The following is a 14,767-nucleotide window of genomic DNA, read 5'->3' as shown; positions in this document are numbered from 1 at the left end:
GCGTTTTAAATCATCCGCAAGGGGTAATTGCAACACGAGTTTTAGTTTGTTTAACGTAACCACTAAACCAGAACTGAACATCCATCCTGTATTTATTTAATTTATTGTTTGCGATAGGGCTATTAAAAAGTAAGACAGTTGGTAGTGCTATACCTGACGATAAATCGATATAATAGTGACAAATTTACAAGGTAATAATTAATTTTGAATTGGCAGTCTTTAATTGATAACAGACAACGTTTTTTCTGGCTTTTGCAAATTGCAGGCTGGATAGGTTATGCGTTAGTTAACTATATTGGTTCTAAAGTATTCGAAATGCGTGATATTTACGTATTCGTTATTTTACTAAACGCCTATGCGGGCTGTTTAATGACTGTGCCTCTGCGTTATATTTATCGCAAAATTTGGAATGCCTCACCTTGGGTATTAATTATTGTTGTATTTGGCGCCTCTTATATAACCGGTACATTATGGGCCGTGGTGCAAAAGTTTAACCTGTGGGAAATTTATCGCCACGGATACCGTCCTGAAGAATGGTTTTATTATTTACAACAAGGACTTGATTCTGTTTATATTATTTTGTGTTGGAGTGGTTTGTACTTTGGGGTTAAGTATTACCAGTTATTACAAAGTGAACGTCAAAAAGCCTTAAAAGCGACCACAATGGCGCACGAAGCGCAGTTAAAAATGCTTAGATACCAGCTAAATCCTCATTTTCTGTTTAATACGCTCAATGCAATATCAACCTTAGTTTTGGTAAAAGAAAATAAAGATGCTAACTTGATGGTATCTAAATTGAGTGACTTTTTACGCTATACGCTTAATACTGATCCAATTAAAAAAGTGCCGCTGGAGCAAGAGTTACATGCATTAATGCTCTATTTAGAAATTGAACGTGTACGTTTTGATGAGCGCTTACAAGTTAATGTGGACGTGAGTGAGCAGGCCAAACAAGCATTAGTGCCAAGCTTAATATTACAACCGATCATCGAAAATGCCATTAAGTACGCCATTGCCCATATGTCAGAAGGTGGTGTTATTGATATAAAAGCGCAAGTTTTTGCTAATGAATTATTACTTGAAGTGGGCGATAATGGGCCTGGCACTGATATTGAAAATGGTCAGTTAGTTAATGCACAAGGCGTAGGGGTGGCAAACACCCGAGACAGATTAAAAACGCTCTACGAAAATAATTACTCGTTTGTATTATCACATAATACGCCAAGTGGATTAAAAGTTAATCTGCGAGTCCCGTTTGAGAAGGCTGTGAAGAAATGACAAGAATAAAAACGCTTATTGTTGATGATGAACCATTAGCACGTAAAGGTTTAGCCGTCAGGCTTGAAGAGTTTTCTGATATTGAAGTGATCAAACTGTGTAGCTCAGGTTTTGATGCGATTGAAAGTTGTAAAAACGAAAAAATTGATCTTGTCTTTCTTGATATTCAAATGCCTGGTATGAACGGTTTTGAAGTCGCACGTGCTTTAAGTGAAAGCAGTAAAGATTTACCTGCCATTGTGTTTGTTACGGCGTTTGATCACTTTGCTGTTAAAGCATTTGAAATTCATGCTTTAGATTACATTTTAAAACCCGTTGATGATAACAGATTAAAACAGGCGGTAGAAAAAGTGCATACCTATTTAAAAACTCAGCAGGATAACGCCCATAAGAAAAAACTAGCGAGTTTCGTAGCAGGGATAACAGGCAATAACTGCGAAGAAATTTTAAAGAAATTAGCCACAGGCGATACCCTTACAGATCGTCGTTATCCTGAGTCATTGGCCGTAAAAGAGCAGGGCGAAATTGTCAGAGTACCCATTGCTACTATACAGTGGGTAGATGCAGCAGGTGATTACATGTGTCTGCATTGCCAAGATGGGCAAACGCATATATTACGTAAAACCATGAAAGAGCTTGAACAAGAATTAGATCCAAGCTTATTTGTACGTGTTCATCGCAGCGCGATTGTTAACACCAAACAAATTAGCAAGCTGGTAACTCAGGTTAGTGGTGAATATTTATTAGTGTTAGATAACGGACAAGAGCTTAAAGTAAGTAGAAGTTACCGTGATAAAGTAAAAGCAGCACTGGCTAGCTAACTTTAATAAATAACATAAAAAAACGCGAGCTTTTAGCTCGCGTTTTTTTATGTGCGTTACAGTTACGAAACCGTGACTATTTTCATCGTGTTGGTTGCACCAATCGTTTCCATCGCATCACCGTGGGTAATAATCACGGTATCGCCTGCTTGTAAAGAGCCTGCGGCTACAAGTGTGCTTAATGCATCTTTAACCATGCTATCTTTTTCACATTTTGTAGAGTCAAAAAATACAGGGTAAACACCACGATACAGTGCTGTTTGACCTAATGTACTTGCATGACGTGAAAGTGAATAAATAGGCAGTCCAGAGCTAATACGCGACATCAATTTTGCCGTGCTACCCGACTCAGTTAGGGTGATAATCGCTTTAACAGAGTCTAAGTGGTTAGCGGCATACATAGCTGATAAGGCAATTGACTCGGCATTAGAAGAAAAACGGCTGTCTAAACGATGTTTAGAAACGTGTGTTTCTTTTTGGGATTCAGCACCTAAACAAACACGCGCCATAGTAGCAACGGTTTCTTCCGGGTAATCACCAGCGGCTGTTTCAGCAGAAAGCATCACTGCATCTGTGCCATCAAGTACTGCATTGGCAACATCCATAACCTCTGCACGAGTTGGCATTGGGTTATCGATCATCGATTCCATCATTTGTGTGGCTGTTACAACAGTACGATTAAGCGAGCGTGCGCGACGAATAATGAGTTTTTGTTTGCCCATTAAAGCTGCGTCACCAATCTCAACACCTAAATCACCACGAGCAACCATCACAGCGTCAGACGCTAAAATAATATCATCTACTGCTTCTTGCGTTTCTACTGCTTCAGCACGTTCAATTTTAGCTAAAAGCTGAGCATTAGAGCCTGCAGCTTCTGCAAGTGAACGTACATAACGCATATCATCGCCACTACGTGGGAATGAAACGGCAATATAGTCAACATTAATTTCAGCCGCAGTTATTAAGTCTTCTTTGTCTTTGTCGGTAAACGCGGGTGCAGTTAAACCACCACCCAAACGATTAATCCCTTTATTGTTCGAGAGCACCCCACCCACAGTAACCACAGTGTGCACTAAATGACCTTCAACATGTTCTACAGTAAGCTGAATTAAGCCATCGTTTAAAAGGAGTAAATCACCAGGAGCTACATCTTGTGGTAGCTCTTTATAATCGATACCAACGGCGTTAATATCGCCTTCACCTTTTTCCATTTTTGCATCAAGGATGAATTTTGCACCAACAGATAAGGTCACTTTGCCTTCTTTGAAGGTTGAAACGCGAATTTTTGGGCCTTGTAAGTCAGCGAGAATCGCGATGTGCTTACCAAGTTTAGTTGCAATATCTCGAACAGCTTGTGCACGGTCTTTATGATCTTGTGCAACACCGTGTGAGAAATTTAATCGAACGACATTTGCGCCTGCACGAATAATTTTTTCTAAGTTATTATCTCTATCTGTTGCAGGTCCAAGTGTCGCGACTATTTTTGTACGTCTTAACATTAAATTCTCCTGTGTGCTTTTTTTAAGCAAGTTGACGGTTATTTTGTTTTTAGCGATTACTAATAAAGAGCAATCTTTAGTTTTATGCAATTTTTATAACATTGCGACTATTATATACAAAATGAATATGTCATCATTATGACACCGGTGTCACAGGGCGTCAATGATCTAAAAATTTAAATAGCACTGCTATTTCTTCCCCTGAGAGGGCGGTTGTTTGATATAATTGCGGCGTTTATTTTAACTGTAATAAATGCATGTAGCTTTGCTCATGGCTGCGGTCTGAGTATAATGCACGCGGTATTATTTTAATTTACTAACCAAATAGTTGTTACCGAGGAGGGCACTAAATGCAAGTTGCATTAGTAGGGTTAGGCGTTATGGGGAAAAATCTTGCCCTGAACTTGATTGAAAAAGGGATAACGCTTGTCGCTTATGACAAAAACCCAAATGCGGGTGAAGAATTACTAAGTTGTGCTAAATCACAAGGCATGGCTGATAAACTTCACATTGTCTCTGATCTAGGGGATATGGTTAGGCGTTTAGAAGCACCGCGTTCTATTTTATTACTTGTGCCTGCTGGTGAGTTAGTTGATGCGGTTTGCAACGAGCTTATTGAAGCGGGTGTTCAGTGTAGTGATATTATTGTTGATTGTGGTAACAGTAATTATAAAGACGGTATTAACCGTAAGCTCAAATACCAAGATAAGTTTGAATTTGCCACTATGGGTATTTCAGGCGGTGCCGAGGGTGCACGTCATGGTCCAGCTATGATGGCCAGTGGTTCTGAAGGTGGCTGGGAGCGTGTCGAGCCATGGTTTACAAAGGTTGCTGCAAGCTATAAAGGCGAGTCGTGTTTTGCGCGTGTGGGCCAGTCAGCCAGCGGCCATTTTGTAAAAATGGTTCACAATGGAATTGAATACGCACTCATGCAACTGATTGCAGAAATGTATCAGCTATTGCGTCACGGCACTAATCGCTCACCTAAAGAAATTGCAGAGATATTTAACGAATGGTCTCAAGGGCAGCTAAATAGTTATTTACTGTCAATCTCAAGCCATATTTTATCACTTGAAAATTCGCATAATGTGCCGCTTGTAGATTTAATTGACAATAAAGTAGGCGCAAAAGGCACCGGTTTATGGACAGCACAAAACGCCCTTGAATTAGGTATTGCGGTACCGTCGCTAGTGGCTGCTGTACAAGCTCGTCATTTAACCAATGCGTGTAATACCACTGCCGCACAAGAAATGACATACAGCGCACAAAATACCACGCAAGTTGATATTGATTTAGATGAATTAAAAGATGCGTTTACCCTTGCGAGCCTGTTGGCTTATCGTCAAGGACTTGCATTAATTAAAGGCGCTTCACGAACTCATCAATGGAAAGTTGATTTAGCGAAAACGCTACAAACATGGCGTGCAGGGTGTATTATCCGTGCTGATTACCTTGATAGTGTAGCGCAAGGCGTTGAGTTTATTGACACGCTTGAAAAAGAGTCATTAGCGATGCGTAAAGTGACTGGCCAAGCCGTTATGACGGGTCTGGCGTTTCCTGTGCTTAGTGCAACACAAACCTACTTAGCAACGCTAACAACACCAAGTAATGGGCACTTAGTTCAAGCCCAGCGTGATTACTTTGGTGAGCATGGCATTAAAACCCACAGTGGTGAAACGTGTCATTTAACTGACTTAGTTGATATTGACGCAAAAGTTCGTTAATAAAATCTAAGTAATCAAAAAGGACGCTAAGTAGCGTCCTTTTTTGTTATTCGCTTAACTGATTACTTAACGGGTCAGCTCACCACGCAGGTTATCTTGCATTAAATGGCGAATTGTTTCAATTTCTAGGTTTTGACTAAACAAGTAATGCAGCTTAGTTAAGCATGCTTCTAAGGTCATATCGTAACCGCTGATCACGCCTATGTTTAACAGCGCATTACCCGTGGCATAACCGCCCATGTTCACTTGGCCTTTTAAACATTGGGTTAAATTAGTAATGATAACACCCCGTTTACTTGCTTCATCCAGAATCGCTAAAAACTCAGGGTCTTGTGGCGCATTGCCTACACCAAAGCTTAGCAGTACAAGGGCTTTAATATTGCCATTAACTAAGCTTTTTACTACTTCTTTGCTGATCCCTGGATATAAATACAGCACGCCAATAGCTTGCGGTGTAATAGGGATAACTTGGAGTTCATTTTCTACATACGGGCTTAATTGCCCTTTGATCAGCTGAATATTAATACCTGAAAGCGCAAGCGGCTCTAAGTTAGGTGAGGCGAATGCATCAAACCCATCTGCATGGGCTTTTGTGGCACGATTGCCTCTGAACAACTGATTATTAAAAAATAAGCTGACTTCTGCAATGGGGTAGTTAGCCGCTAAATACATGGCATTAAGGAGGTTAACTTGGCCATCTGAGCGTAATTGAGACAGCGGAATTTGTGAGCCGGTCACAATAATAGGTTTAGTTAAGTTTTCAAACATAAACGACAGAGCTGATGCAGTATAGGCCATAGTATCGGTGCCATGCAGTACCACAAAGCCATCGTAATCTTGGTATTTACTTTTTATATCATCGGCGATGAGTTGCCAATGAGCCGGTGACATATCTGAAGAATCTATAAGTGGGCAGTATTCATGAATATCAAATAATGGCATTTCTTCACGATTAAACTCTGCGTTATTAACCACGGTTTCGGTTAAAAACCCTTCAGCAGGAATATAGCCGCGAATTGATTTTTTCATTCCTATGGTACCGCCAGTGTAAGCGATATAAATGCGTTTACGTTTCATAAAAAAAGCCCAGTAAAAAAACTGGGCTTAGTATAACGCTAACTGCTAATCAATACAGCCTGTTAAGGCACTATTGTGCAACTGTACACTCTAAACAGCGGGCATAAACACCTTGTGGATCGTTATAATCTTTTAGGTTTTCTACTTCACTGCTTAATTGTTTAATAACACTTTGCAGATTAGCTTGGCTGGCTAATACTGCTGTTTTTTGTGTTTCAAGCCCAAGTACTGATTTAACGGCGGCACTGCCGAAAATATCTTGAAGCATTTTTTCTTGTGGGCTAAGCGATTGCTTAATTGTTTTAACGTCATAATAGTTAAGCTTTGCAAGCTCAGCAGCTGCTTTAATCGCATCTTGTTTATTACCAAGTTTATCAACTAAACCAAGCTCTTGTGCTTGAGAGGCAATCCATACCCGGCCTTGGGCAATTTTATCAACTTGCTCTGGGGTCATATTACGTGCCTCAGCAACCACATCTAAAAAGCGTCCATACGCTTCTTCAACACTCATTTGAATAACTTTAGCCATTTTCTCGTTAAGTGGGCGAGTGATTGAAAAACCTGCCAATTCGGTGGTTGCTACGCCATCTGAATACACGCCTATTTTAGCGAGGGTATCTTCAAATGTCATAAAGGTACCAAATACGCCAATTGAACCGGTAATTGTACTCGGTGCTGCCCAAATTTCATTGGCCGCCGATGCAATCCAATAACCGCCTGATGCAGCCACTGAGCTCATTGATGCAATAACGGGTTTACCAGCAGCTTTAAGTGCAAGTACTTCAGCACGAATTACTTCTGAGGCAAACATGCTGCCACCGCCTGAATCTATACGTAAAACCACCGCTTTAACCTTGTCATCAAGTCGCGCTTTGCGAAGGAGGGCTGCAGTTGAATCACCACCAATTTCACCAGCACGGCGTTCACCATCAACAATAGTGCCTTTAGCAACCACAACAGCGACTTTTTCAGTCATAGGGTTATCAAACTCAATAGGCGGTTTTACTAAACTTAAGTATTCACCAAAAGAGACTTGTTTGAATGTTTTTCCATCTTCATTTTCTCCAACCAATTCAATTAATTGTTGGCGAATTTGCTGATTGGTTTTTAATGAATCAACCCATTGGTTATCCAGTGCATATTTACCGGCATCACCATTAGCGGCTTGCATTTTAGCTAAATAAACATCCATTGTTTCATCAAAGTTTGACTCATCAAAAGGGCGCACGGCACTAACATCTTGCTTATATTCATTCCATAAAGCACCTAGCCATACACGGTTTGCTTCTTTAGCTGCCTCTGACATATCGTTTCTGATAAACGGTTCAACGGCCGATTTAAAGGTACCTACACGGAATATATGCTGAGTGACTTCTAATTTTTCTAATGCGTCTTTGAAGTAAAGCGGGTACATACCGTAGCCTTCGATAAGTACACTACCATAAGGATGCATCGCAATTTCGTCTGCATGCGCGGCAATGTAATATTGTGCTTGGGTGTAGTAATACCCTGAGGCAATCACTTTTTTACCAGTTGCTTTAAATGTTTCAAGTGCCTGCGTAATTTGTTTGAGCTTATTTAAATGTGCTTTTGGCATTTCTTGTAAATCAAGCAAAATAGCGCTTATACGCGAGTCTTGTGCTGCTTCATTAATTACTTCAACTACATCGTCGAGCAATATTTCACTGGGTGAGTCAGCACTGGCCGTTGCATCATTAATAGCGGCTTCAACAGGGTCTATATAGGTTTTTTCTTCGACAATAGGGCCATTAAGGTTAAGTCTAAGAACAGAGCCCTCTTCGACAATAATTTTATCACCGTCACTTGATACCGATACGATAAAAATGACGACCAAAAATAAAAACAATACGTTGAGTATTAAACGACGTGAGAAGTTGATCCCCGTCCATATACCTTTAAATACCTTTGCTATCAAAATAGCTCCTTAAATTGGTACAGCTAAAACGTTATTGCCATCTTAGCGTAGAATATAAATAAATTTAACTGCTAAATCGTAACGAAACATTTATAAATTCAATTACACTTGAGATTAAACACGTGTTTATTTAATAAATAATTACTGAAATTATGGCTGTAGTCACTACTTTTAACTCACGCTATTGGTCAAGATAAACGCAGTCAACAGGTTTTAAGTTAAAAAATTATTAAGTTTAATCTGCTCATATATTGCTTATTGTTGGTCATTAAAGCAGAATTGACTAAATGCACACAGGTTAGACCAGTTATTGGGGCACAGGATGTTAGAACAAAAATTAGAACTAAAACACACACAATTACGCAACCGTTTAGTAATGGGATCAATGCATACCGGCCTCGAAGAGGGATGGCATAATCGTAAACGCCTACGTGCTTTTTATGAGGCACGTGCTAAAGGTGGCACAGCAATGCTCATTACGGGGGGATATAGCCCTAATCTTCGCGGCAAGTTAACGCCTATTTCATCATCATTTAATAGTTATTATGATGTTTTTAAACACCGTGCTTATACGCAAGCTGTTCATCAACATGGTGGTAAAATTTGCCTGCAGTTATTGCATGCTGGGCGCTATGCTTATCATCCATTCAATCAAGCCCCAAGTGCTATAAAAGCACCGATCAACCCTTATAAACCTAAGGCTATGTCTTTAAGTTCAATTAAAAAAACCATTAAAGATTTTGCTCACTCTGCATATTTAGCAGAAAAAGCAGGTTACGACGGCGTAGAGGTGATGGGCTCTGAAGGTTACTTAATTAATGAATTTATGGCACCGCATACAAACAAACGAGACGATGAGTTTGGTGGCAGTCTTGAAAACAGAATGCGTTTAGCTGTTGAGATTGTAAAAGCAGTAAGAGCTAAAGTTTCAGATAAATTTCTAATTATTTTTAGACTGTCTGTTATCGATTTAATTCCGAATGGCTCAACTCCTGAGGAAGTAACACAACAAGCTATTGCACTTGAAAAAGCAGGTGTTGATATTTTCAATACTGGCATTGGTTGGCATGAAGCACGGGTACCGACAATTGCAAGCATGGTACCCCCAGGTGCATTTAAAGAAGCGTCAAAGCGTTTAAAAGATGTTATTAGCGTGCCTGTTATTGCCGTAAACCGCATTAATACACCAGAAATTGCCAATGATATTTTAACGGCGGGTGAGGCTGATTTAATCTCTATGGCGCGTCCATTATTAGCTGATCCTGAATTTTTTAATAAATACGCGGCTAAGCAATCTGAGCATATTAATATTTGTATTGGATGTAATCAGGGCTGTTTAGACCACGTATTTAAAGGTAAACGTGCCACGTGCTTAGTTAACCCACAAGCGGGTTTTGAACTTGATTACCCTCTAGAAAAAGCCGCAACAGCTAAAAATGTATTAGTGGTTGGAGCGGGTCCTGCTGGGCTTTCTTCAAGTTGTTACTTAGCGCAAAAAGGTCACAATGTAACGCTTATTGACCAAAAGCAGCATATGGGTGGGCAGTTTAATTTAGCCATGCAAATACCAGGTAAAGAAGACTTTAACCATACATTGGCTTACTTTAGTAATGAACTTAAGCGTTTAAACGTCACCATTGAATTAGGCAAAGCATTTGATGATAGTATGCTGAGCCAGTTTGACGATGTGGTTTTTGCCACGGGTGTAAGACCACGTGAAGCTACGATTAAATGCAGCGATGATAAGCGTGTATTTGCTTACGATGAAGTTATACGCGGTGAAGTAGAGCTGGGTAATTCGATTGCGATTTTAGGCGCAGGCGGTATAGGTTTTGATATGGTGGCATTTTTAAGCGAACATAAATCACAAAGCATCAGCGACTTTAAAACCCAGTGGGGCATAGAGTGTGAACCTCAGCCGCATAAAGATGAACGTCAACTCTATATGCTAAAACGCAGTGCAGGGCGCTTTGGTGGTGACTTAGGTAAAACTACTGGTTGGATCCATCGTCAAGTTGCCAAACAACATGGTGTTAAACAAATTGCCAATTGCCAATACCATCGTTTTGATAAAAACGGCCTAACCATTAGTGTTGCTGGTGAAACTCAAGTACTGCCAGTCGATACGGTTATTGCCTGTATTGGTCAAGTGTCTAACGACGAGCTATTTAAGGCACAAGCAGAGGACGCCAAGGTTCATGTTATTGGTGGCGCTAAACTCGCTGCTGCTATTGATGCCAAGCGCGCTATATTTGAAGCTTTACAAGTTGCACGCAGTATTTAATATGCAATTTAAGTAAGTACACGGGTCTGATTATTTTTTAAAGATAGTTAACTTTTAATCAGACCCTTATATTGTTGTTTTTTACCTTACCCCATTCCTTGTATAGCTAATAAATACGCTATTGCGATTTTCAATGGTGCCTCGGCTACAACGCTTAACTGGCAAAATTAAATCGATAAAGCCTCTCATTAGTTCGACCTAATTATTTACACGCAAAAGGCGAGCGTCACTTTGTAATGGTACAAATACACGGCTATTTGGGTTGCGATATTATTTGTGTACTTTTTTAACCTAACCTCAGATCTGCATAAGAATTAAAGCCGAGTCACTTTAATACTCGGCTTTTTAGTCTGAAAGGTATAGGCAATTAATCCAGCCATTAAATTAACCATAAATGAGATGCAGCTGCGGTGCCTTGTATGGTCTATTTGAGCCATATTTTTCAGTTGGTCGAAAACTGTTTCAATGATAAAACGCTTTGATAACATCGCTCTATCCCAAGATGATATTGGCTGACGTTTCATATTACTTCGTTGACCTGTAATAAAATCAATGCCTTGCTCAGCAAGTTCCGCTTTTAGGTTTGCAGATACATAACCTTTATCAGCGTATAAACTACCTGTAACATTATCGACCATATCTAACACCGGCTGTCTATCATCAACATTCCCAGCTGTCACTTTTACTGCTAATAAACCACCTTCATCATTCATGATGAGGTGAAGTTTAAACCCATAAAAGCAGCCCATTGTTCCTTTACCCCGCTTGGCTTTTCCCGCGAAAACTTGGTGGCGAGGAATACGCATGTTGTGACACACCTTGAGAGAAGTAGAATCGATAAATGCAATGCCTGTTGGTTTATCAAAGCGCTGCTTCAGATAGCTACACAGAGCAGGTAACGTGGCTTGAAGTAACTTCAACATACGTGTATAACTGACTAAATCAGGAAAATAATGTCGCCAATACTGACAAACAAATTTGGTGTAGTAAGTTTTAAAGTCGCGATAACCTGATTGATGAATAGTCATCACTTCGCTAGAGGATAGTCGAGACGGCTTAATGCGTTGCTTCTCACCTGATTCTATTAGGTGTTTAAGCCACTGAGGTTCAAACAATAAACAAAAATCATCGACATCTACGTAAATTGCATCTAAGTTATTCATGCCCTTGCCTCGGTAATCTTATGTTTCTTGGTCGAAAGATCTGATCACCGCAAGGGCATTTAGTTCCATTTCTTATGTGCAGCTCAGGTTAACCTAGGTACTTTCTTGATAAGCAAATAATAACAGCGGGGTGCCCATTATATTTTAACCTAAGGGTTTCAATGGTATGCTATTGTTTTGTCTTTTGAGTAATTATAATGGATGCTATTGAGCTTTTATTAACCCGCCAGTCAGATGCAAAACTGACAGAGCCAGGCCCTAATGAAGAACAACTAAACATTATTCAGCAGGCTGGGCTCAGAGTTCCTGATCATGGCTGTATTGCGCCTTGGCAATATATTATTGTTCAAGGGGATGCACGTCATAAGTTGGGTGAAATTTATTATCAAAGCGCTTTGGCCGAGCAGCAAGCTGAAAAAGTAATTAATCGCGCTAAAGAGTTACCCCTTAGAGCACCCATGATCATTATTGCCATTGCAAAATATCAACAACATCCAAAAGTACCAAGAATAGAACAAGTTCAAAGTGCAGGCTGTGGCGTGCTGGCTATGCAACAAGCCGCATTTTCACAAGGGCTTGGCGGTATTTGGCGCACAGGTTACTTTGCACAAAGCCCCAGTGTTAAACACGCGCTTAACTTAAACAATGATGATGAAATAGTGGGTTATTTGTATTTAGGGACGCCAGCAGTTGAGTGTAAAAAGTCACCGCGCCATAAACCAGAAAACTATTTTAGTTTTTTGTAGCAATAGGATGAACTTTTTATATTCAATATAGTCATAATTCATTAAGTTAATCGTGTTACACTACCGCGGTTAATATTGTAGCTGCGAGAAGCGCACGGAAGCACCATACGCAATAAATCTTCTTCAGTTTGTTTTTTAATCGGTTGTTTTTTGGTAATGTATGGAAAGTCTTACCAATAATAACGATAAAGAAGACGAAAATGATGGGAAATTTATTTTTACGTGAAAAAGAAAACTGGTTTGCTTGGTCAATCTGGGGTGTTGTTGGCGCGCTTGCGACATTTTATGTTGCAATGAATACACAAGCAGCTCAATTTATTGCTGCAAGTGCGATGGGTGTCCTAGTACTGCTAACATGGTGGATGCAACAGTCTCGACGATTTGATTTTGGCAGAGCCTTTAAAATATGCTGCTATGTTCTATTATTCACCGTCCTACCTTCGTTTGTGTTAGTTGTGATCCCAAGTGATGATTTAAACCGCTTCGATTTAATATTTCAAAGTATTGCATTTTTAACTGCCAGCTTACTGGTGTGTTTAGTATGTTCTTGGATTGCCCGCAGACCTAAACAATATTACTAGGGTTTATGACTATCCTGATTTATTTAACCGGTTTTAGTAAAATAGGGCTTTACAAGCTAAGCGTATGATCTTATTATGCGCGCCGTACGGAGAGATGGCAGAGTGGTCGAATGCACCGGTCTTGAAAACCGGCAGGGGTTTATAGCCCCTCTAGGGTTCAAATCCCTATCTCTCCACCATTATTTAAAAAACCGCCTTATTGGCGGTTTTTTGCTATCTGGAGCTTTATTATGTCACAGTCCCCGGAGTTATCCTTTTCTAAACGTTTACTCAAGCACATCCTGCTATGGACTGTGTTTGGTTATTGTTACCAAAGTGCCATATCGTTATTACAAAAAATGGCCATTGATGCATACCCAGATAATGCGCTGATGATGACTTTCTTATATGGCATCGGATTTAATCTTTTATCCGGGCATTTAATCACAAAATACGATCATTTTTGGCCAGTGTGGGGTGCGTTTTACATTGGCATTATCGGTTTGGTGGCTGTGCCTCTTTTACTGGTCGGTGTGGCTGGATTATTGTCGATGAGCTTACTTGTTGGAATTTTGCTCAGTTTACCTGTATGTACCTTTGCTATTGGTTTAATTAAAGAAAAACTCAATAAAAACTAGCCCCAAACGGCTTTTATTTTGTGATAGCATATACGGGTCTTTTAACTAACAAAACGTGAATAACACATTATGTCAGATAATTTTACTACAGATGCTGAAAAAGCAAGTTACGGTATTGGCTTACAAATGGGTGAGCAACTTAAGGCTAACCCTTTTGAAGGTTTAAACTTAAATTCAGTATTTGAAGGCATGAAAGATGCGTATGCAGGCAGTGCTTTTCAAGTAGAGATCCCTGAGATCCAAGCTGCATTTGAGAAAATCAACGAAGAGATCCAAGCTCGTCGTGAAGAAGAAGCTAAAGTATTGGCTGCTGAAGGTATTGCATTTTTAGAAGAAAACGCAAAACGTCCTGAAATTACAGTTACTGAGTCAGGTCTTCAGTACGAAGTACTTGCAACAGGTGAAGGCGAAAAGCCAACTGCAGAGTCTACAGTACGTGTTGATTACCACGGTACTTTAGTAAACGGTACTGTTTTTGATAGCTCATACGAGCGCGGTCAACCTGCTGAATTCCCAGTAGGTGGCGTGATCAAAGGTTGGACTGAAGCATTACAAATGATGCCAGTAGGTACTAAATGGCGTTTATACGTTCCTCATGAGCTTGCTTATGGTGAACGTGGTGCCGGTGCTGCAATCGCACCTTACTCAACTCTAGTATTTGACGTTGAGTTACACGCAATTCTTTAATTAGAATTTAGTTGTAAAAAAACCGCATTCATTATTACGAATGCGGTTTTTTATTGTCTGATTAAAGAGCGCGTTTTAAAAGTAGCCTCTAACGCCAAATTGGAAGTTACGTCCAGGAAGAGGTGCCGTATCTTTAATAAATGAACTATGCACGAAACCAAGCTCATCAGTTATATTATCAACACTTAGGTATAGCTGCGTGCCAACCTCGCCTAAATCAAGCTGATAATTGGCTTGTAAATCAATTAATGTATAGCCATCCGTTGCCGTTTCGTAAGCACTAATATCATTTTGCTCAAAGTAATGGGTTCCTGTTAAGGTAAATTGCGCATTACCTAGGGTATATTGTACACA

Annotated in this window: 12 protein-coding genes, 1 tRNA gene and 1 pseudogene; 9 read left to right on the top strand and 5 right to left on the bottom strand. The window is 39.9% G+C overall.

The window, feature by feature from the left end; genetic code table 11:
* Nucleotides 1–204: 204 nt before the first annotated feature.
* A complete protein-coding gene (locus tag ACTRWE_RS14045; protein ID WP_008110465.1) occupies nucleotides 205–1,278 on the top strand; it encodes a sensor histidine kinase in 1,074 nt (357 codons plus the stop codon).
* Nucleotides 1,275–2,099 (top strand): LytR/AlgR family response regulator transcription factor, encoded by an 825-nt coding sequence (locus ACTRWE_RS14040; RefSeq protein ID WP_033103250.1) that lies wholly within the window; start codon nucleotides 1,275–1,277, stop codon nucleotides 2,097–2,099. Before ACTRWE_RS14045 ends, ACTRWE_RS14040 begins: the two co-directional genes overlap by 4 nt.
* A 62-nt stretch (nucleotides 2,100–2,161) precedes the next feature.
* Here the strand turns inward: ACTRWE_RS14040 and pyk are convergent, their stop codons facing one another.
* Complete coding sequence (gene pyk / locus ACTRWE_RS14035) at nucleotides 2,162–3,598, bottom strand: pyruvate kinase (RefSeq protein WP_033103249.1); 1,437 nt, start codon at nucleotides 3,596–3,598, stop codon at nucleotides 2,162–2,164.
* Between the two features lie 350 nt (nucleotides 3,599–3,948).
* Here pyk and gndA point away from each other — a divergent pair, with 350 nt between their 5' ends.
* On the top strand, nucleotides 3,949–5,322 hold the full coding sequence (gndA, locus tag ACTRWE_RS14030; RefSeq protein ID WP_013464864.1) for an NADP-dependent phosphogluconate dehydrogenase: 1,374 nt from the start codon (nucleotides 3,949–3,951) through the stop codon (nucleotides 5,320–5,322).
* A 66-nt stretch (nucleotides 5,323–5,388) separates the two neighbouring features.
* On the opposite strand, the gene ansA is transcribed toward gndA, so the two are convergent.
* Nucleotides 5,389–6,399: an asparaginase gene (ansA, locus tag ACTRWE_RS14025; RefSeq protein ID WP_033103248.1), complete on the bottom strand. Its 1,011-nt coding sequence runs from the start codon at nucleotides 6,397–6,399 to the stop codon at nucleotides 5,389–5,391.
* Between the two features lie 70 nt (nucleotides 6,400–6,469).
* A complete protein-coding gene (gene sppA / locus ACTRWE_RS14020; protein ID WP_008112457.1) occupies nucleotides 6,470–8,335 on the bottom strand; it encodes a signal peptide peptidase SppA in 1,866 nt (621 codons plus the stop codon).
* 322 nt (nucleotides 8,336–8,657) lie between these two features.
* Between sppA and ACTRWE_RS14015 the strand changes: the two genes are divergently transcribed.
* Nucleotides 8,658–10,619 (top strand): oxidoreductase, encoded by a 1,962-nt coding sequence (locus ACTRWE_RS14015; RefSeq protein WP_033103246.1) that lies wholly within the window; start codon nucleotides 8,658–8,660, stop codon nucleotides 10,617–10,619.
* A gap of 314 nt (nucleotides 10,620–10,933) precedes the next feature.
* Here ACTRWE_RS14015 and ACTRWE_RS14010 read toward each other — a convergent pair whose 3' ends face one another.
* Entirely contained in the window at nucleotides 10,934–11,782 is an 849-nt protein-coding gene (locus ACTRWE_RS14010; protein WP_462880153.1) for an IS982 family transposase, read from the bottom strand.
* Nucleotides 11,783–11,979: 197 nt separating this feature from the next.
* Here ACTRWE_RS14010 and ACTRWE_RS14005 point away from each other — a divergent pair, with 197 nt between their 5' ends.
* The 5 genes from ACTRWE_RS14005 to ACTRWE_RS13985 all read left to right on the top strand — a co-directional run bounded on the left by ACTRWE_RS14005 (nucleotide 11,980) and on the right by ACTRWE_RS13985 (nucleotide 14,413).
* Complete coding sequence (locus tag ACTRWE_RS14005) at nucleotides 11,980–12,528, top strand: NAD(P)H nitroreductase (RefSeq protein ID WP_033103115.1); 549 nt, start codon at nucleotides 11,980–11,982, stop codon at nucleotides 12,526–12,528.
* Nucleotides 12,529–12,731: 203 nt separating this feature from the next.
* On the top strand, nucleotides 12,732–13,109 hold the full coding sequence (locus ACTRWE_RS14000; RefSeq protein WP_033103118.1) for a hypothetical protein: 378 nt from the start codon (nucleotides 12,732–12,734) through the stop codon (nucleotides 13,107–13,109).
* 88 nt (nucleotides 13,110–13,197) lie between these two features.
* Nucleotides 13,198–13,288, top strand: a tRNA-Ser gene (locus ACTRWE_RS13995).
* A gap of 114 nt (nucleotides 13,289–13,402) precedes the next feature.
* Nucleotides 13,403–13,726: a hypothetical protein gene (locus ACTRWE_RS13990; RefSeq protein WP_033103114.1), complete on the top strand. Its 324-nt coding sequence runs from the start codon at nucleotides 13,403–13,405 to the stop codon at nucleotides 13,724–13,726.
* A 69-nt stretch (nucleotides 13,727–13,795) separates the two neighbouring features.
* On the top strand, nucleotides 13,796–14,413 hold the full coding sequence (locus tag ACTRWE_RS13985; protein WP_008112467.1) for an FKBP-type peptidyl-prolyl cis-trans isomerase: 618 nt from the start codon (nucleotides 13,796–13,798) through the stop codon (nucleotides 14,411–14,413).
* A gap of 75 nt (nucleotides 14,414–14,488) precedes the next feature.
* Here ACTRWE_RS13985 and ACTRWE_RS13980 read toward each other — a convergent pair.
* Nucleotides 14,489–14,767, bottom strand: a pseudogene (locus ACTRWE_RS13980) (TonB-dependent receptor); the annotation flags it as partial.

This window comes from Pseudoalteromonas sp. G5_S1_54_S4, assembly GCF_054968565.1.
This window is presented reverse-complemented; position numbering and strand designations above follow the sequence as displayed.

Coding starts and splice junctions, on each gene's coding strand:
- ACTRWE_RS14040 (WP_033103250.1), top strand. CDS start 1,275: ATGACAAGAATAAAAACGCTTATTGTTGATGATGAACCATTAGCACGT.
- pyk (WP_033103249.1), bottom strand. CDS start 3,598: ATGTTAAGACGTACAAAAATAGTCGCGACACTTGGACCTGCAACAGAT.
- gndA (WP_013464864.1), top strand. CDS start 3,949: ATGCAAGTTGCATTAGTAGGGTTAGGCGTTATGGGGAAAAATCTTGCC.
- ansA (WP_033103248.1), bottom strand. CDS start 6,399: ATGAAACGTAAACGCATTTATATCGCTTACACTGGCGGTACCATAGGA.
- ACTRWE_RS14015 (WP_033103246.1), top strand. CDS start 8,658: ATGTTAGAACAAAAATTAGAACTAAAACACACACAATTACGCAACCGT.
- ACTRWE_RS14010 (WP_462880153.1), bottom strand. CDS start 11,782: ATGAATAACTTAGATGCAATTTACGTAGATGTCGATGATTTTTGTTTA.
- ACTRWE_RS14005 (WP_033103115.1), top strand. CDS start 11,980: ATGGATGCTATTGAGCTTTTATTAACCCGCCAGTCAGATGCAAAACTG.
- ACTRWE_RS14000 (WP_033103118.1), top strand. CDS start 12,732: ATGGGAAATTTATTTTTACGTGAAAAAGAAAACTGGTTTGCTTGGTCA.
- ACTRWE_RS13985 (WP_008112467.1), top strand. CDS start 13,796: ATGTCAGATAATTTTACTACAGATGCTGAAAAAGCAAGTTACGGTATT.